The following is a 21,762-nucleotide window of genomic DNA, read 5'->3' on the forward strand; positions in this document are numbered from 1 at the left end:
CTTTGTGCCTCCGAAGGTCTCTTTGCTGCCCATCGCGGAGAGACTATCGTGGAAAAAATCTTTGACCAGAGCCTCGTCGAGGCGCACCGGGCAAGGGCGCTCAGAAACGCCGATCCGAAGGCCGGTTTCCTTCTCGACATCGTTGCCGAAGAGCTCGCCGAGCGTGTCGGCGTGGTCGAGCGTCATTTTGATCGCGCACTCGAACTTCACGGCTATACCGGTGAAACGGCCCGCCAACTGATGGCGACCGGCAAGATCGACGCCATCGAGCGCATCGAGACCGACGCCCGCTTCAGCTCGACCGAGGCGCCGGTGACGATCGCCTCGCTCGAGGAAGTTCCGGCCGAACCGGAAAGCGTCAACCTGATCGTCTCGCCGCTGTCCCTGCATCTGACCAACGATACACCGGGCGCCTTCATCCAGGTGCGGCGGGCGCTGAAGCCCGATGGGTTGTTCCTCGCCGCCATCCCGGGCAGCGGCACGCTGCAGGAGCTGCGCGAAGCGCTGCTGGCTGCAGAGGCCGAATTGACCGGCGGCGCCAGCCCGCGCGTCATTCCCTTCGCCGATGTCCGTGACGTCGGCGCTCTGCTCCAACGCGCCGGCTTCGCTCTGCCGGTCACCGACACGGAAACCTACACGGTGCGCTATGATTCGCTGTTCGCGCTGATCCGCGACCTGCGCGCCATGGGCATGACCAGCCCGCTTTCGGCGCGCAGCCGCACGCCCGTTTCCAGGCGGTTCTTCCTCAGGGCTGCGGAAATTTACGCGGAGCGCTTCTCCGATCCGGACGGCCGCGTTCGCGCTACCTTCTCCATCATCTATCTGTCCGGCTGGGCGCCGCACGAAAGCCAGCAGAAGCCGCTGAAGCCGGGTTCAGCAAAGCAACGGCTTTCGGCAGCGCTTGGCACGAAGGAGCAGCCGCTGTAGGGCGGCATCCACCCCAGATCCGGTCTTAGTGCTTATGCGCTCGGGAACGCTGCGGCGAGCGAGTCGTAGACGTAGGTCAGGGCGTTGCCGATCTGGTTGGCCCCGAAGATTAAGCTGAGGGAGACGAGGGCGGCGATCAGCGCATACTCGATGGCGATGCCGCCGTCCGTGCCACCAAACAAGCGTCTAAGCGTTTCCATGCGTCCCAGCCAGATTTGTGTTCAATCCGAATCGGACGCCAGCGCCAAACGGGCCGATGGCGTTCGCCTCAGCAGCCGCTCTTGCGGCCGTCGGCATCGATAATGCAAACCGCTCCGGGCATTTCCTGAAGGACGCTGCGCCGAACCGTGTAGCGCTTGGTGGTCCCCTTCGAAGGGATGGAGCCGGTGGAAATGTTGTCGTAATCGACGGGCGTGTTCGCCATGATGCGCTTGTCGGTCTTGGATGACAGCATGGGCGTCAGGATCAGTGTCAGCGCGATCACCGCCGTTCCGAACAACAGCGACAGATTGAGCACACCTGTCCGGCGGGACTGATTATTCATCAGATCCTTTTCCTGAACCGTGTTCCAGAAATCGTCGTCCACCATCCCAGCCTCACAAACGCGCAAAATACGGCGAACGCAAGCGCCCTTCCCAAGCTTGGTTCCACCGCACTGCCTGAAATCGATACGCCGTTGCCAACGATACGTACCAAAACTGAATTGGAGCTATCTTTGCGCCAGGGAGATAAACGATCGATTAATAATCAATCAGATTTCGGGTAGGTTCAGAGCAAATCCATAATAAACGGGATAAGCGGTTCGTCTGCCGGCGGCATCGGAAAATCGCGCAGGGCCTTTGGCCGGACCCACTTGATCGCCTGGCCTTCCCGCCCGATCGCAACCCCTTCATAGCGGCGGCAGACATAGAGCGGCATCAGCAGATGGAAGTCGTCATAGGTGTGGCTGGCGAAGGTGAGCGGCGCCAGGCATGCGACCTTGGTGCGGATGCCGAGTTCTTCCTCAAGCTCGCGGATCAGGGTTTCCTCCGGCGTCTCGCCGGCTTCAACCTTGCCGCCCGGAAACTCCCATAGGCCGGCAAGCGATTTCCCCTCCGGTCGCTGCGCGAGCAGGATACGACCATCGGAATCGACAAGCGCGCAGGCCGCGACAAGCACGATCTTCTTTCCGTTGGCATCCATGGCCTCAAGCTCCCGGCGTTCGATAGATGTAGCTGTAAACCTCGGAGAAACCGGCGCCGCGATAAAGCGCCATAGCCGAGCTGTTATCCGCTTCCACCTGCAGCCAGGCCTTCTTGGCTCCGCGCAGACGCGCCCAGCGCAGGCAGACGTCGAGCATCGCCTTGCCGACGCCCCGGCCACGGACCCGCTCGTCCACGGCAAACTGCATGATGCCGGCAAGATCGTTGTCCTGGACGACGAGCGCCACGGCCGTCGGCCCCATCTCGGCATCCTCGAACAGGAAGAGGCCACTCTCCGGCTTGATCGCGTTGATGATTTCGGCCAGCGCCGCCTTGCGCTTCGGATCGCTCTTCGCAATCCCGATGCACGCATCGACGAACCGGCCGACATCCTTGATCGGCAGATGATCGATGCCGTCACCGAACTCGCGCTCGACCAGGTCGACGCTCATGACCAGGCTGCGGCTGAACGCATTCCAGCCCTCGGCATCCATATGGGCGACAAGCTGCGGCGGCGTCAGCGGCGTCTGGCGCACAGTCAGCGGCCGGCCGTAGTCGGCAAAGCGCCGGGCAGCCTTTTCGAGACGGACCGGGATGTCGCGATAGTCGGACGGATCAAGCGGATTGACGGAATTCAGCCGCTTGGAATCATGGCCTGCATTGAGCCGGATCAGCCAGCTGCCATCATATTGTACGGACGCTGCCGGCCAGGCGCGGAAACCCACGGCCTCGAGACGGCGCACGTTCGGAAGATCCACCATTGCCACTTCCCCAGCTTCGGCCTGTGCCTTGCCCGCCACGTGCCGAATATCATTCGATGTCATCTTGCTACCTCTGCACGGTCTGGCGCGCCAGGCCGCTCACCATCACATAACCGGCGCCTCAGCTCCGGTAGTCGCCGTTGATCTCGACATATTCCTTCGTCAGGTCGCAGGTATAGACAGTGGCCCGACCGGAACCGAGGCCGATTTCGACGCGGATCGTGATGTCCTCTTCCTTCATCACGGCCGTGGCCGCAGCTTCAGAATAGGTGGGATCGCGCTCCCCCTCGACGGCGACGCGCACGTCGCCGAACCAGATCGCCAGCCGGTCGCGCTCGGCCATTTCTCCGGACTTGCCGACGGCCATGACCACGCGGCCCCAGTTGGCGTCTTCACCGGCGACCGCCGTCTTGACGAGCGGCGAATTGGCGATCGAAAGCGCGATGCGCTTGGCGGCCGCATCATTCTCGGCGCCTTCGACAGTCACCTCGACCATCTTGCGAGCGCCTTCGCCGTCGCGCACGACCTGGAGCGCGAGATCGCGCAAAAGGTCGTTCAGTGCGGCGCGGAAGGCATTAAGACGCGGGTCGGCCGCATCGGAGATTGCCGGCTGGCCGTCGGCCGATGCCGCGCCCGTAGCGAACAGCATCAGCGTATCGGACGTCGAAGTGTCGCTGTCGACCGTGACCGAGTTGAAGGTCGGGCCGACGCCGGCCGAAAGCAGGGCCTGCAGCGCCGAAGGCGCAATGTCGGCATCTGTGACCACGAAGGAGAGCATCGTCGCCATGTCGGGCGCGATCATGCCGGCGCCCTTGGAGATGCCGTTGATCGTCACCTTGACGCCGTCGATTTCGGCGCTGCGTGTCGCTACCTTCGGATAGGTATCCGTCGTCATGATCGCCTTGGCGGCTTCGAACCAGAAGTCCTCCTTGCCGGCAACAGCCAGATCGTCGAGCACGCCGGCAAACTTGGTCGCGTCCAAAGGCTCGCCGATGACGCCGGTCGACGCCAGGAAGACTTCGCTCTCCGCGCAGCCGACAGCCTTTGCCGCCGACTTTGCCGTCAGTTCCGTCGCCTCGCGGCCCTTCTTGCCGGTGAAGGCATTGGCGTTGCCGGAGTTGACGACGACAGCGCGCGCGACACCGCCGGCAAGGTTCTTGCGGCAGAAATCGACAGGGGCCGAAGGGCACTTGGAACGGGTGAAGACACCGGCCACGACGGCCGGCCGGTCGAACACCATCATCAGCACGTCGGTGCGGTTCTTGTACTTGATGCCGGCGGCTGCGGTCGCCATGCGGACGCCACGCACGGAGGGCATTTCGGCAAAGGTTTTCGGAGCGAGCGGAGAAACGGAGCCGGACATGGGAAACCTGCTGTGACGTGTTGGAGCCAAAGCACTTCCAAAAGAGCCTGGCGGCCTTCAGGAAATGCCTAAGAACAAGGATCCGGAGCGGTCTACAACCGAAACGGCTCCAGATCCATCTTGCGACAAATGCCCGAACGGTTTTCACCGCCGGGCATCGACAAAAAGCGGTGACGACAGGCCCCGCCAGTGGCAGGGCCCGCCGATCGAATTACTTGGCTTGTTGCGCTTCCTGCGCCTTGTTGGCCTCGTCATAGGCCTGCTTCAGCGCCGGGTCGGAAATTTCGACGCCTGCATCCTTCTTGGCGGCGGCAAGCAGCTCGACATACTTGTCACGCATGACAAGCTGACGAACCTGCTGCTCGACCTGCTCGAGCGGCGGCGGGGCCTGCGGGCGCTTGTCTTCGACCAGGATTACGTGGAAGCCGAACTGCGTCTTGACCGGGGTCTTGGTGTAGGCGCCCTTCTCGAGAGCGAAGGCAGCCGTTTCGAATTCCGGCACCATGCGGCCCTTGGTGAAGTAACCGAGGTCGCCGCCGTCGTTCTTGTTCGGATCGGTGGACTTCGCCTTGGCAAGCTCGACGAAGCTCTTGCCAGCGTCGAGTTCCTTGATGATTTCCTTGGCTTCGTCTTCCGTCTTGACCAGGATATGGCGGGCCTTCACTTCGTCCTGAACCGGAATGGCCGCGACTTCCTTGTCGTAGCGTGCCTTCACCTCTTCCTTGGTGATGGCGTCGACGACATGCTTCTTGAAGTAGGCGTTGTGAAGTTCGCGCTCGGTGAGGTACGCGACGCGCTGCTTGAAAGTGGCGTCGTCCTGCAGGCCTTCCTTCTCGGCCGTGGCGGAAAGAAGCTTAACGTCGATGATCGCCGACAGTGCTGCGGCGCGCTTCTGTTCTTCCGGCATCTGCTGCAGCTGCGGGTCGAGGCCACCCAGAGCAAGATTGAGTTCGGACTGACGCACGTCCTCGCCGCCAACCTTGGCGACCACCGGATCGGCGTCTTCCGCCCGCGCGCCACCATGTACGGCCATCGCCGCAACCAGTGCCACGGCGGCCAGGGTTTTCAACTTGGTCATGCTCACTAACCTTTCACATTGGCCTTCGGCGCAATTGCCTGCAGCTTGTAGCGGCTGCACAACACCAGAATGTGGCGGTTCTGTAGCCGTCCGGCAGTGCAATTGCGTTGACATAATTCGACCCCCCTCTTATCTGTCACGCAACCTCGCGTCCAGAACAGTTTCCGGGCGTTTCACGGCATTGCGCGGTTTTCGCGGCGTGGCCATGAGACCCAAGGCAACAAAAATGAAAGGACCATTCGTATGGTCAGTCTCGGCGGCCTAGCCCGCAAGTTGTTTGGCTCCTCCAACGATCGCCGCGTGCGTGGCTACAAGGCACGGGTGGACGCCATCAACGCACTTGAAGCCGACATGAAGGCTTTGTCGGATGAGGCGCTCGCCGGCAAGACGGTGGAATTCCGCAAGCAGCTGGAAGAAGGCAAGACGCTCGACGACCTTCTGGTTCCGGCCTTTGCGGTCGCCCGCGAGGCGGCCCGCCGCGTGCTCGGCCTGCGCCCGTTCGACGTCCAGCTCATCGGCGGCATGATCCTGCACGAGCGCGCCATCGCCGAAATGAAGACCGGTGAAGGCAAGACCCTCGTCGCGACGCTTCCGGTCTACCTGAACGCGCTTGCGAGCAAGGGCGTGCACGTCGTTACCGTCAACGACTACCTCGCCCAGCGCGACGCCGGCACCATGGACCGCATCTATAGCTTCCTCGGCATGACCACGGGCGTCATCGTCCACGGCCTGACCGACGAGCAGCGCAAAGCCGCCTATGCCTGCGACATCACTTATGCCACCAACAACGAGCTCGGCTTCGACTATCTGCGCGACAACATGAAGTACGAGCGCGGACAGATGGTCCAGCGCGGCCACTTCTTCGCCATCGTCGACGAAGTGGACTCGATCCTCGTCGACGAAGCGCGCACGCCGCTGATCATCTCCGGCCCGCTCGACGACCGCTCGGATCTCTACAACACAATCAACGAATTCATTCCGCTGCTTTCGGCTGAGGACTACGAGATCGACGAGAAGCAGCGCTCGGCCAACTTCTCCGAAGAAGGCACCGAGAAGCTCGAAAACCTGCTGCGCGAGGCGGGCCTGCTCAAGGGTGAATCGCTCTACGACATCGAAAACGTCGCAATCGTCCACCACGTCAACAATGCGCTCAAGGCCCACAAGCTGTTCCAGCGCGACAAGGACTACATCGTTCGCAACGGCGAGATCGTCATCATCGACGAATTCACCGGCCGCATGATGCCGGGCCGCCGTTATTCGGAAGGCCAGCACCAGGCGCTCGAAGCCAAGGAAAAGGTGCAGATCCAGCCAGAGAACCAGACGCTCGCATCGATCACCTTCCAGAACTACTTCCGCATGTACTCCAAGCTCGGCGGCATGACCGGTACGGCCTCCACCGAAGCGGAAGAATTCGGCAACATCTACGGCCTGGAAGTCGTTGAAGTTCCGACCAATCTGCCGATCAAGCGTATCGACGAGGATGACGAGGTCTACCGTACGCAGGGCGAAAAGCTGAACGCCATCATCGACGAGATCAAGTCGGCACACGAGCGCGGCCAGCCGATGCTGGTCGGCACGACGTCGATCGAAAAGTCCGAGCAGTTGGCCGACCTTCTGAAGAAGTCCGGCTTTGCCAACTTCCAGGTTCTCAACGCCCGCTACCACGAGCAGGAAGCCTTCATCGTCGCCCAGGCCGGCGTGCCCGGCGCCGTCACGATCGCCACCAACATGGCCGGTCGCGGCACCGATATCCAGCTCGGCGGCAACGTCGACATGCGCATCCAGCAGGAGCTCTCGGAAGTTGAGCCCGGCCCCGAGCGCGAACAGCGCGAACAGGCGATCCGCGCCGAAGTGCAGCAGCTGAAGGAAAAAGCGCTGGCCGCGGGCGGGCTTTACGTTCTCGCTACCGAGCGCCACGAAAGCCGCCGCATCGACAACCAGCTTCGCGGCCGTTCCGGCCGTCAGGGCGACCCGGGTCGATCGAAGTTCTACCTGTCGCTCCAGGACGACCTGATGCGCATCTTCGGCTCCGACCGCATGGACGGTATGCTGCAGAAGCTGGGCCTCAAGGAAGGTGAGTCGATCATCCATCCGTGGATCAACAAGGCTCTCGAACGCGCCCAGAAGAAGGTTGAAGCCCGCAACTTCGACATCCGCAAGAACCTTCTGAAGTACGACGACGTTCTCAACGATCAGCGCAAGGTGATCTTCGAGCAGCGCATCGAGCTGATGGATGCCGAAAGCGTCACCGAAACCGTGACCGACATGCGCACCGAAGTCGTCGAAGACATGGTCAGCAAGCGCATTCCCGAGAAGGCCTATGCCGAGCAGTGGGACGTCGCCGGTCTCAAGGCCGACGTGCAGCAATACCTCAATCTCGACCTGCCGATCACCGAATGGGCTGCCGAGGAAGGCATCGACGAAGCCGATATTCTCGAGCGCGTCATGACCGCTGCCGAAAAGGAAGCCGCCGACCGTGCCGAACGCTTCGGTCCGGAGATCATGCAGTATGTCGAACGCTCGGTCGTGCTGCAGACACTCGACCATCTGTGGCGCGAGCACATCGTCAACCTCGATCACCTGCGCTCAGTCATCGGCTTCCGCGGCTACGCCCAGCGCGATCCGCTGCAGGAATACAAGTCCGAAGCCTTCGAGCTGTTCCAGGCCCTGCTCGGCAACCTGCGCCAGGCCGTGACCGCACAGCTCATGCGCGTCGAGCTGGTGCGCGAAGCAGCCGAAGCGCCGCAGCCGGCTCCGCCTGTCATGCATGGCCACCATATCGATCCGCTCACCGGCGAGGACGATTTCGGCGACGTCACGCTGCTGGCCGCCCCGCCAGTGCAGCGAGACGCAACCAACCCATTGTCCTGGGGCAAGGTCTCGCGTAACGAGCTCTGCCCCTGCGGTTCGGGCAAGAAGTACAAACACTGCCACGGCATCTACGAGGCATAAGCCAGCCGCGGAATGCAGGTACTGTCTGCGCCCCCTGCCCTTCAGAAATGCCGCCCCCCGGGCGGCATTTTCGTTTCCTGGAGCCAGTTTGCTAGCGATGGCACGCCCTGGGCGATCAGGTTTTCGAGCGCGCGAATGCCGGTGCTGTTGATATGGCGGCGGCCGAGCGTGGCGTTGATACGGAGTGCGAGGTCTTCCGCGTTGGCGACCGTCAGGTCCTCCAGCCGCTCGATGCCGATCTTCTGGAGATCGCCGACCATGTGCGGCCAATCGATTTCGCCTGCATAATCCGCTGCCGCTCGCTGTCCACAATCGGCATGGTTGCCCCCATTCCTTACAACCGCGCTGCACCCTTTGTTAACGCTGTTCTGGCAGTACTGAACCCCTGTATTGCGTAATCTCAGGGTGTTCTCGTGTTCATGGCGGTATGTCAAACGGCCGGACGAATGCTGCCGTCGGCACTGAGACACCGCCTGTCCGCAATTATCGCCCGGCTTCTCCCCATCCTGACAAGTTCCGACGCCACGAACGCTGCGCGCCGCATGGCGCTCGTCGCCTTCACGGTTCGCATCGTCAGCGCCGCCATCGCCTTCCTGTCGCAGATCATCCTCGCGCGGCTGATGGGCGAGTTCGAATACGGCATCTTCGTCTTCGTCTGGGTGCTGGTCATCCTGTTCGGCAGCCTCTCCTGCGTCGGCTTTCACTCCGTCGTCATCCGCTTCCTGCCGGAATACCAGGCGTCGGCCGCCATGGACGAAATCCGCGGCGTGACGACGACGGTGCGCATCTTCGCGCTTTCCTCCGCCACCACGGTCGCCGTCCTCGGCCTTGCCGGCCTCTGGTTCTTTTCCGGGCACATCGAGGCCTATTACCTTGTGCCCCTCTATCTCGGCCTCTTCACCCTGCCGATGATCTCGCTGGGCGACGTCATGGACGGAACGGCGCGTGCCCATGGCTGGCCGATTGCCGCGATGAGCCCCACCTTCATCATCCGGCCGCTGCTCGTGCTCGTTTTCATGGTGCTCGCCGTCACCGCCGGCGCGCCCCACACCGCGCAAACCGCCATGATGGCAGCCATGGCCGCGGCCTATGTCACCAGTGTCTCGCAGTTTCTCGCGCTCACCTACCGTCTGCGCTCGCGCTATGTTCCGGGACCGCGACGCATCGAGCTTCGCCGTTGGCTCAAGGTCTCGATCCCCGTCTTCCTGGTCGATGGCTTCGGCTTCCTGCTGACCAATTCCGATGTGGTGATCGTCGGCCTCTACCTGGAGCCGGACGACGTCGCGATCTATTTCGCTGCCGCCAAGACCATGGCGCTTGTGCATTTCGTCATGTTCGCGGTCAAGGCAGCCGCGGGCCCGCGCGTCTCCAACGCGATGGCCCGCGATCCCGGCCAGATCCCCGGCATCGCGGTCGAAAGCGCCCGCTGGGCCTTCTGGCCGTCGCTTCTGGTCGGCGCGCTGGTGCTACTGGCAGGGCCGTTCCTGCTTTCGCTCTTCGGCCCGGCCTTCGTCACCGGGCTGCCGCTGATGATGGTGCTTTTCGCGGGTATCCTCGCCAAGGCTTTCATCGGCCCGGCCGAAACGCTGCTGACGATGGCCGGCCAGCAGACGCTGTGCGTGATCCTCTACGCCGGCGCGCTGGTGGTCAACATCGCACTCAACCTCAGCCTCATCCCTCTTTTCGGACTGAACGGTGCTGCTTTTGCAACCGCTGGTGCTATGTTCGTCGAGGCGATGCTGCTGCACCTCGCCGTCCGGCGTACCTTCGGCTTTGCGCTCTTTGCCTTCGCAAGAGCGCGGGCCGGCAATGAAAACAACGGGGCTGTCCATCCATGATCGGCAATACCAATCTTCCGAGCGATGCAAACAGCCGGGCCGCACGGGTTCTCGGCGGTCTGGCGCAGGACGGCGAAAGCGGACCGACCGCAGAGCATCTGATCGAGGTCGGACGTCCCGGACGGCATCTTGCCATCTATCCGGCAAGGGCCGGCTACGAGTTGCAGCGCGAACTCGACTTTCTGTCGAACCGGGCGCTGGAGCCGAACGTCTTCTTCACCGGACGCTTCCTGGCGCCGGCCATGCCACGCCTGGAAGAGCGAGTCATCCGGCTCGCGATCATGCGCGACAACGACGAGCGCCGCAGCCGGCTGCGTTTCCTGATGCCGTTCTCGATCGAAAAGCCCGGCTTCTCGATCGGCGCGCCGATCATTCGCGCCTGGTCGAACCCGTTCGGACCACTGGGCGTGCCACTGCTCGACGCCGAGGATGCGGCCGAGACCATCGACAACCTGTTCGAAGCCTTTGCCGCGCCGGCAACCGGGCTGCCCTCGATCCTGGTGCTGCCCGACATGCGGCTCAACGGCAAGGTCGCCCGCCTCACCCGCGCCGTCGCCATCGGCCGCAACCTGCCTCTGACGGTGACCGACACCTTCAGCCGGCCGATGCTCGAAAGCCTGCTCGACGGCCCGACCTATCTGCGCAAGGCAATCAGCCCGGCGCATTTCCGCGAGCTGCGGCGGCAGTGGAACAATCTCGAAAAAGAGGGCGAGCTCGTCTATTCGGTCGCCCGTCAGCCCGCCGACGTCCGCCTGCGCATGGAGGAATTCCTAGCGCTGGAAGCATCCGGCTGGAAGGGCAAGGCGCGCAGCGCCATGGTGCTCGACCGCTTCCGGGCCGCCTTTGCCCGCGAGGCGATCACCAATCTGGCCGACGGCGACAGCGTGCGCATCCACACGCTCGATCTCGACGGCAAGGCGATCGCCTCGATGGTCGTCTTCCTGATGTCGGGCGAGGCCTATACCTGGAAGACGGCCTATGACGAGCGCTATGCCAGGTTTTCGCCGGGCAAACTGCTTCTCGCCGAACTGACGGAATGGCATCTCGACGACGCCAACATCGCCCGCTCCGATTCCTGCGCGGTGCCGGACCACCCGATCATGAGCCGTTTCTGGCAGGAGCGCGAAGACATGGGCACGATGGTGATCGGCCTGCAGCAGACCCGAGACCGCGAAGTGCGCCAGGTGGCAGCCCAGCTCCACCTCTATCGCAACACCCGCAACATGGCGCGGATCCTGCGCGACAAGATCAAGGCGCTTGCCGGACGCTAGAGCGGGATGAGGAAAAAGCGGGCGCGGTTTTCCGCCCGCATCCCGCTCCAGCCAATTCAAATCAATCGCGCGGCGGCCGAGGGACTACGACGCTTCGGAAACCTCGATCGCCTCGCGCGCTTCCGCCGCCGCCTGCTCGCGCAGGAATCGTCTGATCACCTTGCCCGAGGTCGTCAACGGCAGGCTGTCGACGAAGGCGATTTCGCGCGGATACTCGTGCATCGAGAGCCGGGTCTTCACCCACTCGCGGATGGAGGTTGCCACACGCGCGTCGCCAACGACGCCCGGCCGTAGCACGACATAGGCCTTGACGATCTCGGTGCGCACCGGATCGGGCTTGCCGACAGCGGCGGCCAATTGCACGTCCGGATGGCCGGCGAGGCAATCCTCGATCTCGCCCGGGCCGATGCGATAGCCCGACGAGGTGATGACGTCGTCGTCACGCCCGAAGAAGGTGAAATAGCCCTCCTCGTCCATCACGCCCTGATCGCCTGTCGTCATCCAGTCGCCGATGAACTTCTTCTCCGTCGCCGCCGCGTTGCCCCAGTAGCCGAGGAACATCACCGGGTCCGGCCGCTTCACCGCCACCTGCCCGACGCTGCCGGCCGGCAGTTCGCGGCCTTCGCCGTCGATGATCGCCACCCGGTGGCCGGGTGCGGCCTTGCCCATCGACCCCGGCTTGACGACGCCGAGATCGGCGGCTGACGAAATGACGATGTTGCACTCGGTCTGGCCGTAGAACTCGCTGACCTCGAGACCGAGCGCCGCCTTTGCCCATTCATAGGTCTCGCGGCCGAGGGACTCGCCAGCCGAGCCGATGGTTCGGAGATTAAGCCGATAGCGCTCGCGCGGATTCTCGACCGCCTTCATCAGCCTGAGCGCCGTCGGCGGAATGAACGCATTGCGCACGTCCATTTCTTCCAGGATGCGAAAGGCAGTATGCGGGTCGAACTTCTGCGCCGGCGACGACACGACGGGTACGCCGTGCAGCAGCGACGGTAACAGCGCGTTGAGCAGCCCGCCCGCCCAGGCCCAGTCGGCCGGCGTCCACATGCGGTCACCCGGCTGCGGCAGGAAGTGATGGTGAAACTCGAAGCCCGGCAGATGGCCGAGCAGCACCCGGTGCCCGTGCAGTGCCCCCTTCGGCGGCCCTGTCGTGCCTGACGTATAGATCATCAAGGCCGGATCGTCGGGGCCGGTATCGGCCGCAACAAAGTCAGAGGGATCACCCGACGCCAAGTCAGAGAAGACAATCGTGCCCGGACGCGGCTGATCATCCGCCAGCACCACCAGCCGCAAGTCAGGCAGCCGCTCACGGATCGCCGCGATGCGTTCATAGCCAAAGCCGTTGGTGATGACAGCCGCCACGCCGGCGTCGCGCAGCCGGTATTCGAGCGCCTCGACGCCGAAGAGCAGCGCCAGCGGCAGCGCGATGGCACCGTGCTTATAGATCGCTGCATGGGCAATCGCCGTCTCGAACCCCTGCGGCAACAGGATCGCCACCCGTTCTCCGGGCATGATACCCTCCCCCGCCAGCCCCCTGGCAAAGGCCGAGGATTGCCGGGCGAATTGACGATAGGTCAGCGATTGATGCGCACCGCCAGGATCGAAATGCTGGAGACAGACACGCTCCGGCGCCCGCTCAGCCCAGGCGTCGCTGACGGCAACGCCGATGTTGAACTTTTCCGGAATCTGCCAGCGGAAGGCGCGGTAGAGTTCGTCGTAGGTCTCTATTCTCGGTAACATGACGCTGCCATGACAGTTTTCTTGCTGCAGCGCACCTAACACCTTCGCAAGCGACAGTTCAATGACTGCGGCGGCGTTCAGGCATGTCGGACGATGGATGTGAAGAAAGTGTATGTGGTGGTGCCCCATGCCGGGGTCGAACCAGCACTCCTTTCGGAACTCGATTTTGAGTCGAGCGCGTCTACCAATTCCGCCAATGGGGCTCAGGGAAGTGCGATATCAGCGGCTCGGATTTACACGAAGGATTTCGCCGTGGTCAACCATCATTTTCAGGATGCACGACCAACAATCACGAAAGCGTGCGGGCCGGTCGCAGCCGCTGCGATTTACAGCGCGCACGATCCTGCCTAAGAAGGCGCCATCCAGTTTGCACTGCGGCATCCCTCGGTTTCGAGTTGCCGCCCGCGAGGTATAGATGATCGACGCCGCCACCCAATCCCGCCAGCATTTGCTGATCGCCGTTATCGTAACACTCGGCATGGCGGCGACCGTGGGCGGCGCGCTCGGCTTCGAGCATGTCGGTGGCTATATTCCCTGCGCGCTCTGCCTGTTGCAGCGCGATCCCTACTACTGGGGCATCCCGGTCGGTGTTTTGGCAATCGCCACGACCGCGTTCAAACTGCCGGCGTGGACGACACGCACGCTGCTTCTCATCGTCGGCATCCTGATGCTGGTCGGCGCCGGCATGGGCGTCTATCACTCGGGCGCCGAATGGGGCTTCTGGGAAGGACCGTCCACCTGCGCCACGACCGCGCAAGGGATTTCGTCGAATGTCGGTGATCTGCTGGGCGATCTCGATTCCAAGCATGGCCCGTCGTGCACCGAAGCCTCCTTGCGGGTGCTCGGGCTCTCCTTTGCCGGATGGAATGTGATCGCCAGCCTCATCCTCGCAGCAATCGCCTTGCGCGGTGCGGCAAAGGCGCGCTGATCCCAGATCGCTCTCGGGAAACAGGCAACGCCCCAACAAGGGGTTCGCGAGCGCACGCACCTCTCCTGACCCCGCTTTGGGCTTAGATCCGGCAAGAAGGCACGAACAGCGTCAGGGCTGCAGTTCGACGTCCCAGTAGAGATAGTCCATCCAGCTTTCATGCAGATGGTTCGGCGGGAAGAGCCGGCCGTTGTTGTGCAGGTCCTGCACCGTCGGCTGGAAAGGCCTCTGGTGCGGGAACATGCCGGCTTGCTTCGGCAGCTTGCTGCCCTTGCGTAGATTGCAGGGCGAGCAGGCTGCGACGACATTGTCCCAGGTCGTCTGGCCGCCGTGAGCGCGGGGCACCACGTGATCGAAGGTGAGATCGTCGGGCGAACCGCAATACTGGCATTCGAATTTATCGCGCAGGAACACGTTGAACCGGGTGAAGGCCGGGTGGCGTGAGGGCTGCACGTAGCTCTTGAGGCAAACAACGCTCGGCAGTCGCATCGAGAAGCTCGGAGACGACACCGAATGTTCGTACTCGGCAAGGATATTTACACGGTCAAGGAAGACGGCCTTGATCGCGTCCTGCCAGGACCAAAGCGACAAGGGGTAGTAACTCAGCGGCCTATAGTCAGCGTTCAAGACGAGCGCCGGCAAGGCCTGTGGTGAGACTGCAATCGTCAAGCGTATTCTCCTGATCGATTCGGCATCTGCACCTTCTATATTAGGCCCGTTGCAACAGGATTGTGAAGCCGGAAACAAAAATGCGTGCGCTGGATTCGCTTTTTCCTTCAAGGTGTCACAGGAACAGCATCACGACGCATTTCCTGTGAATAATAGGCCCAGAAGAGGCGTGCGGCGACGCTGCGCCAGGGCGACCACGAAGCGGCGAGCGAATCAATTTCGCGTGCGCTCGGGCGCAGTTCGAGGCCCAGTCCGTGACCGATCGCGTTTTGCAGCGCGACGTCGCCGGAGGGAAAGACATCCGGATGACCGGCGCAGAAGAGCAGATAGACTTCCGCCGTCCAGCGCCCCACCCCCTTGATCGCCGTCAGCTCCCGGATCGCCTCCGATCCTTCGATGTTGCAGATCGCGTCGAGATCGATCTGACCGCTGACGACCACCTCGGCCACGCGCCTCAGCGCCTCGGCCTTCGCCCGCGACAGCCCGATCGCCCGGCAATCCTCGTCGCTCAGCGAATTGACGCCTGCCGCCGTGACCTCGCCGAGCTTTTCTTCCATGCGCCGCCAGATCGCAGCCGCACTTGCCTTCGAGACCATTTGCGAGACGATGATGCTGGCAAGGCCGCGATAGCCGGGATCGGTGCGCCGGAGCGGCACCGGGCCGGCTCTCGCAACGACGTGCCCGAGGCGCGCATCGAGCATCACCAGGCCTGACAGCCCGGCCTCGATATCCTCATGTGTCCGGATGATCCGCATGACGCCTCCACAAAGCGGATGATTTTTATACCCCTTCCATGGCAAAGGGAAAGCATGCCTGACACGCCACCCGTTTTCCGTTTTGCCCCGAGCCCCAACGGGCTGCTCCATCTCGGCCACGCGCTTTCCGCGGTGCTGAACCATGACATGGCGAAGGCCGCGAACGGGCGTTTCCTGCTGCGCATCGAGGATATCGACCAGACCCGCTGCCGCCCGGAATTCGAGGCGGCGATCTTCGAAGACCTTGCCTGGCTCGGCCTCGACTGGGAGCGCCCGGTGCGCCGGCAATCGGAACATCTCGACGCCTACGCGTCGGCGCTTCAACGGCTGGACATGCTGGGTGTCATCTACCCCTCGGTCATGACCCGCGGCGAAATCAAGGCCGCCGTTGCCGATGCGGAAGCCGGCGGCCAGACCTGGCCGCGCGATCCGGACGGCAGCCCGCTCTATCCCGGCCGCGAGCGCGAATTGCCCCAAACCGAGCGCGCGGCTCTCACCGCGGGCGGCAAGGCCTATGCTTGGCGGCTCGACATGGAGAAGGCCATCGCGCTTTTGGGAAAAGACCACCTGAGCTGGGCCGAGAGCGGCCATGGTCCTGAGGACGAAACCGGCACCATCATCGCCGACCCCGCCGCCTGGGGCGACGTGATCCTGTCGCGCTCCGATGCGCCGTCAAGCTACCATCTATCCGTCGTCGTCGACGACGCGTTGCAGGGCATCACCCATGTGGTGCGCGGCCGCGACCTCTATCATGCGACCTCCGTGCACCGGCTGCTGCAGCGGCTTCTCGATCTGCCGGAACCGCTCTATCACCATCACCGGCTGATCCTCGGCCCGGATGGGCGCAAGCTGTCGAAGAGCAACCAGGATACCGGCATCGCCGCTTTCCGCGCCGCCGGTCGCACAGCGGAGGAAATCCGCGCGCTAATCGGCTAGGTCCTGCTCCTCGCGGGCCGCGTCGTTGCCATTGCGCAGCTGGAAGCTGCGCCGCACCATGCTCTTGACCCTGTATTTGAGGATCGCCGCATTGATCTCGGCGCCGATGATGAAGATTGCAGCGATCATGTAGAGAAACACCAGCACGATCATGATCGACGCCAGGCCAGCATAGGTAGACACATAGGTGGCGAAGGTCGCGAGGTACGAAGCAAAGGCATAAGCGCCGATCGTCCAGCAAACGAGCGTCAGCGCGATGCCCGGCAAAACGTCGATCACTTTACGGTGCCCATCCGGCAGCCAGAGATGGGACACGAGCAATCCGCTGGTCAGCACGACGAGAGCGAGCGGCAGGCTCCAGTTGTCGACGGTCGCAAGCACGCCACCAAGCCAGGGGAGCCACTGTCCGGCATAACGCACCGCCAGCGGCACGGCGACGAGCAGAATGCTGAGTGCGGCCAGGATCAGGACGCCGGCAAGCACGAAGCCGAGGCTCGCAAGCCGAGTGACGTACCAGTAGCGGCTCTCGGTCACTCGATAGGCGCGATTGAGCGAGACGCGCAGCGCCTCGACGCCGTTGGAGGCGAAATAGGCGGCGGCCAGCACCGAAACGGTCAAGAGCCCACCGCGCGGGATCGTCAGCACCCGCACGATTTCGTCGGCGATGGGCTTGGCGATCGATTCCGGCCAGGCATCGAAAATCAGATGCACCGCCGTTTCGGCAAACTGGTCGGCCCCGAGAAAGCTGCCGAGCGCCGTGCCGAAAATCAGGAAGGGAAAGACGGCGAGCAGCGACGACAGCGCCACATGGCTCGCCATCGCCCAACCGTCGTCGAGGCTGAAGTGCCAGAGCGCATCGAACACGACTTTCCAGGTGATGCGTATAAACGCTGGCATTCCATTCCAATCCTACGAGGCGCCGGGACTACCCGATCAGTACGTCCGTCTCGGCGCCGTTTCCTTGGCTTCGCATGACCCCAACGGCGACAACGCTGGCGGGTTCCGGCTTGCGCAATTCAATTGTATCCCGCCGATGAATATGGGAAACCGAGGCAGGATTTCTACAGGATTCGACCGGATGACGGATCGCCCCACAATCATTGTCACCGGATGCTCCTCCGGAATCGGCGCCCATTGCGCACGCGCGCTTCATGCCGACGGCTGGCGGGTCTTTGCGACCGTGCGCCGGGAAGAGAACCGGCAATCGCTTGAAAGCGAGGGCATCGAGACCTTTCTGATGGACTACACCAAGCCGGAGAGCATCGCTGCCCTGGCCGATACGGTGCTGGCGCTTTCCGGCGGGCGCATCGACGCGCTGTTCAACAACGGCGCCTATGGCCAGGCGGGTGCGGTCGAGGATCTGCCGACCGAGGCGCTGAGGCTCCAGCTCGAGACCAACGTGATTGGCTGGCACGACCTGACGCGGCGGGTGATCCCCGCGATGCGGGCGCGCGGCAGCGGCCGCATCGTGCAGTGCTCTTCCATCCTCGGCATCGTGCCCTATCGCTGGCGCGGCGCCTACAACGCCTCCAAGTTTGCGATCGAGGGCCTGTCCCTCACCCTCAAGATGGAGCTGGCCGGCAGCGGTATCGAGGTGAGCCTGATCGAGCCAGGGCCGATCACATCGAAATTCACCGCCAATGCCGTTACCTATATCGAGCGCTTCATCGACCTCAAGAATTCGGTGCACCGCGTCGAATACGAGCGGCAGATGCGACGCCTGAAAGGCGAAAGCAAACCCGCGGCCGGAAAGCTCGGCCCGGAGGCGGTTTATGCGGTTTTGAAGCACGCACTGACAGCAAAGAAACCGAAACCGCACTATATTGTAACAAGGCCAGCCAGACAGGGCGCGCTTCTGAAGAAGCTCCTGCCGGCGGCACTGTTTTATCGCATCATCGGCCGACTTGGCTGAAGCAGAATTGCAAGGAAGAGTTCGATGTCCAGCTTCTTTACCGGCTTGACCCTGTTCGTCATGGGCCTGGTCGTGATCGTTTTGATCCGCGGCCTCGTGAACATGGCAAAGGGTGGCAGCGGCAACACGTCCAACAAGTTGATGCAGGCGCGTGTACTGTTGCAGGCAATCGCGATCGTGCTCATCATGGTGACCCTTTGGATCACCGGCGGCGGCCGTCCGACCTGACGCAAATTCCGAACGGACAACCGTTCCACACCGTTCCTGAAATTGCGCTAGAGGACTGCGTCCGCCCATGGTGAAGCTCAACAAGATCTATACCCGGACGGGTGACAACGGCACCACCGGGCTCGTCTCCGGCCCGCGCCGGCTGAAGAGCGATCTGCGCGTCGATGCTTATGGCGCAGTGGACGAAACCAATGCCTTCGTCGGCCTGGCTCGGCAGCATACGGCCGGCAACGTCGATCTCGACGCCGCACTGATGCGGATCCAGAACGATCTCTTCGATCTCGGCGCGGATCTCGCAACACCCGACACCGGCGAGCCGCCGCAATACGAACCGCTGCGCATCGTCGCAGCGCAGGTGACCTGGCTCGAAACCGAAATCGACCGGCTGAATACCGAACTTGATCCCTTGCGCTCCTTCGTGCTTCCGGCCGGAAGCCCCGCCTCCGCAGCCCTCCACGTCGCCCGCACGGTCGCACGCCGTGCGGAACGCCAGGTGGTGGCCCTTGCCCAGATCGAAGGTGAAGTCGTCAGCACGGAAGCCATCGCCTATATCAATCGCCTGTCGGATTTCCTGTTCGTCGCGGCGCGCTTTGCAAATGACAAAGGTCAAGCCGACGTCCTTTGGATTCCCGGAAAAAACAGATAACGTCGGCTCGCGCATTGTCGCGCCCGATCGAGATTCGGCGGGAGAAACGGGCAATAACCTGTGCTTCGGGAGACCGCATGTTCATACCGCTTCACGATACGAACACCCTGAAGCACATCAAGGTCCAGTACGTCACGATCAGCCTGATCGTCATCAACATTGCCGTCTGGCTGATCACCGGACCGATTGCCTCCGAGCAATTCACCAACGCCGCGCTGCTGGGCTTCGGCTATATCCCGGCGCTCATTTTCGACTACGCGCAGCTTGATCCCTCGCTCGTCGTCGTCCCCGACGGCTTCACCTTCGTCACCTATTCCTTCCTGCATGGCGACTTCATGCACCTCGCCATGAACATGCTGTTCCTCTGGGTGTTCGGCGACAATGTCGAGGATGCGCTCGGGCACTTCCGCTATCTCGCCTTCTATCTTCTCTGCGCGGCTGCAGGCGCACTGGCGCATGGGCTTCTCGACCCGGCCTCCGAGGCGCCGTTGATCGGCGCATCGGGCGCGATCTCCGGCGTCGTTGCCGCCTATTTCCTGCTACACCCGAAGGTGCGCGTCTGGGTGCTTGTCTTCTTCCGCATCCCGCTGCCCTTGCCCGCGGCCATCCCGCTTGCCTTCTGGATCGGCCAGCAGTTCTTCATGCTGGTCGTCGATCCCGGCAGCGGCGTGTCCTGGAGCGCCCATGTCGGCGGCATCGTCGCGGGCCTGGTTCTGGTTGTCATTTTGCGACGCCGCGATGTGCCGCTTTTCGACCGCACGATCGTCACGCCGCGCGCCGTCCGGCACAAGGCCGAACCGGTCACCGCAAGCCAACCGCCGTCGTCAGATGCGACAAGATCGCCCGTTCCCTGGGGACGCCAGACCGGATCCTGACACCGGCAATCGCCAGCCTTCAACGAGGATGATCCGTTATTTCAATGGCTTGCCTGAAGCGCGCCCGGCCCTGCCGGGACAGTGCCGCATCAGGCCCCAAGCCACTTGCCATCGATCATTCTTACGTGTACGTAAACGTAATTCCAATTCTCGGGATTATATCGATTTAGCGCCATGTACAGCGATTGTAATTGGAGAAAAAACGCGTATCGATGTCGCCAACCGACAATCAGGCGGCTCCGTTAAGGCGCATTTTCCTGCGAAAGCTCTTGGAGGGAAGAATCCATGAAAATACTTGTGACGGTGAAGCGGGTCGTTGACTACAACGTCAAGATCCGCGTGAAGGCAGACGGTTCGGGCGTCGAACTTGCGAACGTGAAGATGTCGATGAACCCCTTCGACGAAATCTCGGTCGAAGAAGCGCTCAGGCTGAAGGAAGCCGGCAAGGCTGAGGAAGTCGTCGTCGTTTCCGTNATCTGCTGACGATTTGGCTGCTGACGATTTGGGAGGCAAACATGAAGATCCTGGTCACCGTCAAGCGGGTCGTTGACTACAACGTCAAGATCCGGGTGAAGGCAGACGGTTCGGGCGTCGAACTTGCGAACGTGAAGATGTCGATGAACCCCTTCGACGAAATCTCGGTCGAAGAAGCGCTCAGGCTGAAGGAAGCCGGCAAGGCTGAGGAAGTCGTCGTCGTTTCCGTTGGTCCGGCCAAGGCCGAAGAGACGCTGCGCACGGCGCTCGCCATGGGGGCCGACCGCGCCATCCTGGTTGAGACCGAAGACCAGGTCGAGCCGCTCGCTGTCGCCAAGATCGTCAAGGGTGTGGCCGAGGCTGAACAGCCGGGCCTGATTATCGTCGGCAAGCAGGCAATCGACGACGATTCGAACCAGACCGGCCAGATGCTGTCCGCCCTGCTCGGCTGGGCGCAAGGCACCTTCGCCTCCAAGGTCGAGATCGGCGATGGCAAAGCAACCGTGACGCGCGAAGTCGACGGCGGTCTGCAGACGATCGACATCAAGCTGCCGGCCGTCGTTACCACCGACCTGCGCCTGAACGAGCCGCGCTACGCCTCACTGCCGAACATCATGAAGGCGAAGAAGAAGCCGCTCGACAAGAAGTCGCCGGCCGACTTCGGCGTCGACACCGCCGCCCGCCTCAAGGTGCTGAAGACCGAGGAGCCGTCGGGCCGCAAGGCCGGCATCAAGGTCAAGTCGGTCGCCGAGCTCGTCGAAAAGCTCAAAACCGAAGCCGGCGTGCTCTGATTTAAGGAAGGGAGATTTTATCATGGCCATTCTTCTTCTGGCTGACCACGACAGCAACCACCTTTCCGACCAGACCGCCAAGGCGCTGAGCGCCGCNGATTTAAGGAAGGGAGATTTTATCATGGCCATTCTTCTTCTGGCTGACCACGACAGCAACCACCTTTCCGACCAGACCGCCAAGGCGCTGAGCGCCGCTTCGAAGATTGGCGGCGATGTGCATGTTCTCGTTGCCGGCGCCGGCGCGAAGCAAGCTGCCGAACAGGCCGCCAAGCTTGCAGGCGTTGCCAAGGTGCTCGTTGCCGACGACGCCTCGCTTGCCAACAACCTCGCAGAACCGCTCGCTGCCCTGATCGTCTCGCTCGCTGGCAGCTACGACACGATCGTGAGCGCCGCGACCTCGGTCGGCAAGAACGTCATGCCGCGCGTTGCAG

At 62.7% G+C, this 21,762-nt stretch carries 22 protein-coding genes, 1 tRNA gene and 1 pseudogene; 12 read left to right on the plus strand and 12 right to left on the minus strand.

The features are described 5' to 3' along the window. Positions 1-48 precede the first annotated feature (48 nt). Positions 49-927 carry a methyltransferase domain-containing protein gene (locus ASD63_RS19000; protein WP_034797722.1) on the plus strand — a complete coding sequence of 293 codons (879 nt, stop codon included), beginning with the start codon at positions 49-51 and terminating at the stop codon, positions 925-927. Positions 928-959: 32 nt separating this feature from the next. Here the strand turns inward: ASD63_RS19000 and ASD63_RS34400 are convergent, their stop codons facing one another. From ASD63_RS34400 to ASD63_RS19025, 6 genes are all read right to left on the minus strand, one after another. Then, a complete protein-coding gene (locus ASD63_RS34400; protein ID WP_082566310.1) occupies positions 960-1,127 on the minus strand; it encodes a Flp family type IVb pilin in 168 nt (55 codons plus the stop codon). 68 nt (positions 1,128-1,195) lie between these two features. Further along, on the minus strand, positions 1,196-1,516 hold the full coding sequence (locus ASD63_RS19005) for a hypothetical protein (RefSeq protein WP_034797725.1): 321 nt from the start codon (positions 1,514-1,516) through the stop codon (positions 1,196-1,198). A 179-nt stretch (positions 1,517-1,695) separates the two neighbouring features. After that, complete coding sequence (mutT, locus tag ASD63_RS19010; RefSeq protein ID WP_034797726.1) at positions 1,696-2,109, minus strand: 8-oxo-dGTP diphosphatase MutT; 414 nt, start codon at positions 2,107-2,109, stop codon at positions 1,696-1,698. Positions 2,110-2,113: 4 nt separating this feature from the next. Further along, positions 2,114-2,869, minus strand: coding sequence for a GNAT family N-acetyltransferase (locus ASD63_RS19015; protein ID WP_112771838.1), 756 nt, complete (start codon positions 2,867-2,869; stop codon positions 2,114-2,116). A 121-nt stretch (positions 2,870-2,990) separates the two neighbouring features. Then, entirely contained in the window at positions 2,991-4,232 is a 1,242-nt protein-coding gene (argJ, locus tag ASD63_RS19020) for a bifunctional glutamate N-acetyltransferase/amino-acid acetyltransferase ArgJ (RefSeq protein WP_034797731.1), read from the minus strand. 211 nt (positions 4,233-4,443) lie between these two features. Continuing rightward, positions 4,444-5,310 carry a peptidylprolyl isomerase gene (locus ASD63_RS19025; RefSeq protein ID WP_034797733.1) on the minus strand — a complete coding sequence of 289 codons (867 nt, stop codon included), beginning with the start codon at positions 5,308-5,310 and terminating at the stop codon, positions 4,444-4,446. Positions 5,311-5,553: 243 nt separating this feature from the next. Between ASD63_RS19025 and secA the strand changes: the two genes are divergently transcribed. Continuing rightward, positions 5,554-8,262 carry a preprotein translocase subunit SecA gene (secA, locus tag ASD63_RS19030; RefSeq protein ID WP_034797735.1) on the plus strand — a complete coding sequence of 903 codons (2,709 nt, stop codon included), beginning with the start codon at positions 5,554-5,556 and terminating at the stop codon, positions 8,260-8,262. A gap of 41 nt (positions 8,263-8,303) precedes the next feature. Here the strand turns inward: secA and ASD63_RS19035 are convergent, their stop codons facing one another. Then, positions 8,304-8,522, minus strand: coding sequence for a hypothetical protein (locus tag ASD63_RS19035; protein WP_034797737.1), 219 nt, complete (start codon positions 8,520-8,522; stop codon positions 8,304-8,306). A gap of 186 nt (positions 8,523-8,708) precedes the next feature. On the opposite strand from ASD63_RS19035, the gene ASD63_RS19040 reads away from it, so the two are divergent. Both ASD63_RS19040 and ASD63_RS19045 read left to right on the plus strand, forming a co-directional pair. After that, complete coding sequence (locus tag ASD63_RS19040) at positions 8,709-10,100, plus strand: lipopolysaccharide biosynthesis protein (protein WP_051659382.1); 1,392 nt, start codon at positions 8,709-8,711, stop codon at positions 10,098-10,100. Then, entirely contained in the window at positions 10,097-11,371 is a 1,275-nt protein-coding gene (locus tag ASD63_RS19045; RefSeq protein WP_034797746.1) for a GNAT family N-acetyltransferase, read from the plus strand. Before ASD63_RS19040 ends, ASD63_RS19045 begins: the two co-directional genes overlap by 4 nt. Positions 11,372-11,455: 84 nt before the next feature. Here ASD63_RS19045 and ASD63_RS19050 read toward each other — a convergent pair whose 3' ends face one another. Both ASD63_RS19050 and ASD63_RS19055 read right to left on the minus strand, forming a co-directional pair. After that, on the minus strand, positions 11,456-13,117 hold the full coding sequence (locus ASD63_RS19050; RefSeq protein WP_034797748.1) for an AMP-binding protein: 1,662 nt from the start codon (positions 13,115-13,117) through the stop codon (positions 11,456-11,458). A gap of 118 nt (positions 13,118-13,235) precedes the next feature. After that, positions 13,236-13,320 (minus strand) — tRNA-Leu (locus ASD63_RS19055). Between the two features lie 212 nt (positions 13,321-13,532). On the opposite strand from ASD63_RS19055, the gene ASD63_RS19060 reads away from it, so the two are divergent. After that, the gene (locus ASD63_RS19060) at positions 13,533-14,045 is read left to right on the plus strand and encodes a disulfide bond formation protein B (protein WP_034797856.1); all 513 of its coding nucleotides are present in this window, start codon (positions 13,533-13,535) and stop codon (positions 14,043-14,045) included. Between the two features lie 111 nt (positions 14,046-14,156). Here ASD63_RS19060 and ASD63_RS19065 read toward each other — a convergent pair whose 3' ends face one another. Together ASD63_RS19065 and ASD63_RS19070 are read right to left on the minus strand one after the other, a co-directional pair. After that, on the minus strand, positions 14,157-14,714 hold the full coding sequence (locus ASD63_RS19065; protein WP_034797858.1) for an HNH endonuclease: 558 nt from the start codon (positions 14,712-14,714) through the stop codon (positions 14,157-14,159). Positions 14,715-14,821: 107 nt separating this feature from the next. Beyond that, positions 14,822-15,469, minus strand: a complete 648-nt coding sequence (locus ASD63_RS19070) for a DNA-3-methyladenine glycosylase (RefSeq protein ID WP_034797859.1) — start codon at positions 15,467-15,469, stop codon at positions 14,822-14,824. Between the two features lie 54 nt (positions 15,470-15,523). Between ASD63_RS19070 and gluQRS the strand changes: the two genes are divergently transcribed. Further along, positions 15,524-16,405 (plus strand): tRNA glutamyl-Q(34) synthetase GluQRS, encoded by an 882-nt coding sequence (gene gluQRS, locus ASD63_RS19075; RefSeq protein WP_034797860.1) that lies wholly within the window; start codon positions 15,524-15,526, stop codon positions 16,403-16,405. Here the strand turns inward: gluQRS and ASD63_RS19080 are convergent. After that, positions 16,394-17,302 (minus strand): YihY/virulence factor BrkB family protein, encoded by a 909-nt coding sequence (locus tag ASD63_RS19080; protein ID WP_034797861.1) that lies wholly within the window; start codon positions 17,300-17,302, stop codon positions 16,394-16,396. The genes gluQRS and ASD63_RS19080 overlap by 12 nt on opposite strands. A gap of 181 nt (positions 17,303-17,483) precedes the next feature. On the opposite strand from ASD63_RS19080, the gene ASD63_RS19085 reads away from it, so the two are divergent. From ASD63_RS19085 to ASD63_RS19115, 6 genes and pseudogenes are all read left to right on the plus strand, one after another. Further along, positions 17,484-18,317, plus strand: coding sequence for an SDR family oxidoreductase (locus ASD63_RS19085; RefSeq protein ID WP_034797862.1), 834 nt, complete (start codon positions 17,484-17,486; stop codon positions 18,315-18,317). A 24-nt stretch (positions 18,318-18,341) separates the two neighbouring features. Further along, the gene (locus ASD63_RS19090; RefSeq protein WP_034797863.1) at positions 18,342-18,545 is read left to right on the plus strand and encodes a twin transmembrane helix small protein; all 204 of its coding nucleotides are present in this window, start codon (positions 18,342-18,344) and stop codon (positions 18,543-18,545) included. A gap of 67 nt (positions 18,546-18,612) precedes the next feature. Beyond that, on the plus strand, positions 18,613-19,191 hold the full coding sequence (locus tag ASD63_RS19095) for a cob(I)yrinic acid a,c-diamide adenosyltransferase (protein ID WP_034797864.1): 579 nt from the start codon (positions 18,613-18,615) through the stop codon (positions 19,189-19,191). A 77-nt stretch (positions 19,192-19,268) separates the two neighbouring features. Continuing rightward, on the plus strand, positions 19,269-20,066 hold the full coding sequence (locus ASD63_RS19100; protein WP_034797866.1) for a rhomboid family intramembrane serine protease: 798 nt from the start codon (positions 19,269-19,271) through the stop codon (positions 20,064-20,066). Positions 20,067-20,581: 515 nt separating this feature from the next. Continuing rightward, the gene (locus ASD63_RS19110; RefSeq protein WP_060518495.1) at positions 20,582-21,331 is read left to right on the plus strand and encodes an electron transfer flavoprotein subunit beta/FixA family protein; all 750 of its coding nucleotides are present in this window, start codon (positions 20,582-20,584) and stop codon (positions 21,329-21,331) included. Between the two features lie 121 nt (positions 21,332-21,452). After that, positions 21,453-21,762 (plus strand): annotated as a pseudogene (locus ASD63_RS19115) (electron transfer flavoprotein subunit alpha/FixB family protein); the annotation flags it as partial.

The organism is Ensifer sp. Root558 (genome assembly GCF_001427045.1).
In the GTDB taxonomy this organism is placed as follows: Bacteria; Pseudomonadota; Alphaproteobacteria; order Rhizobiales; family Rhizobiaceae; genus Ensifer; species Ensifer adhaerens.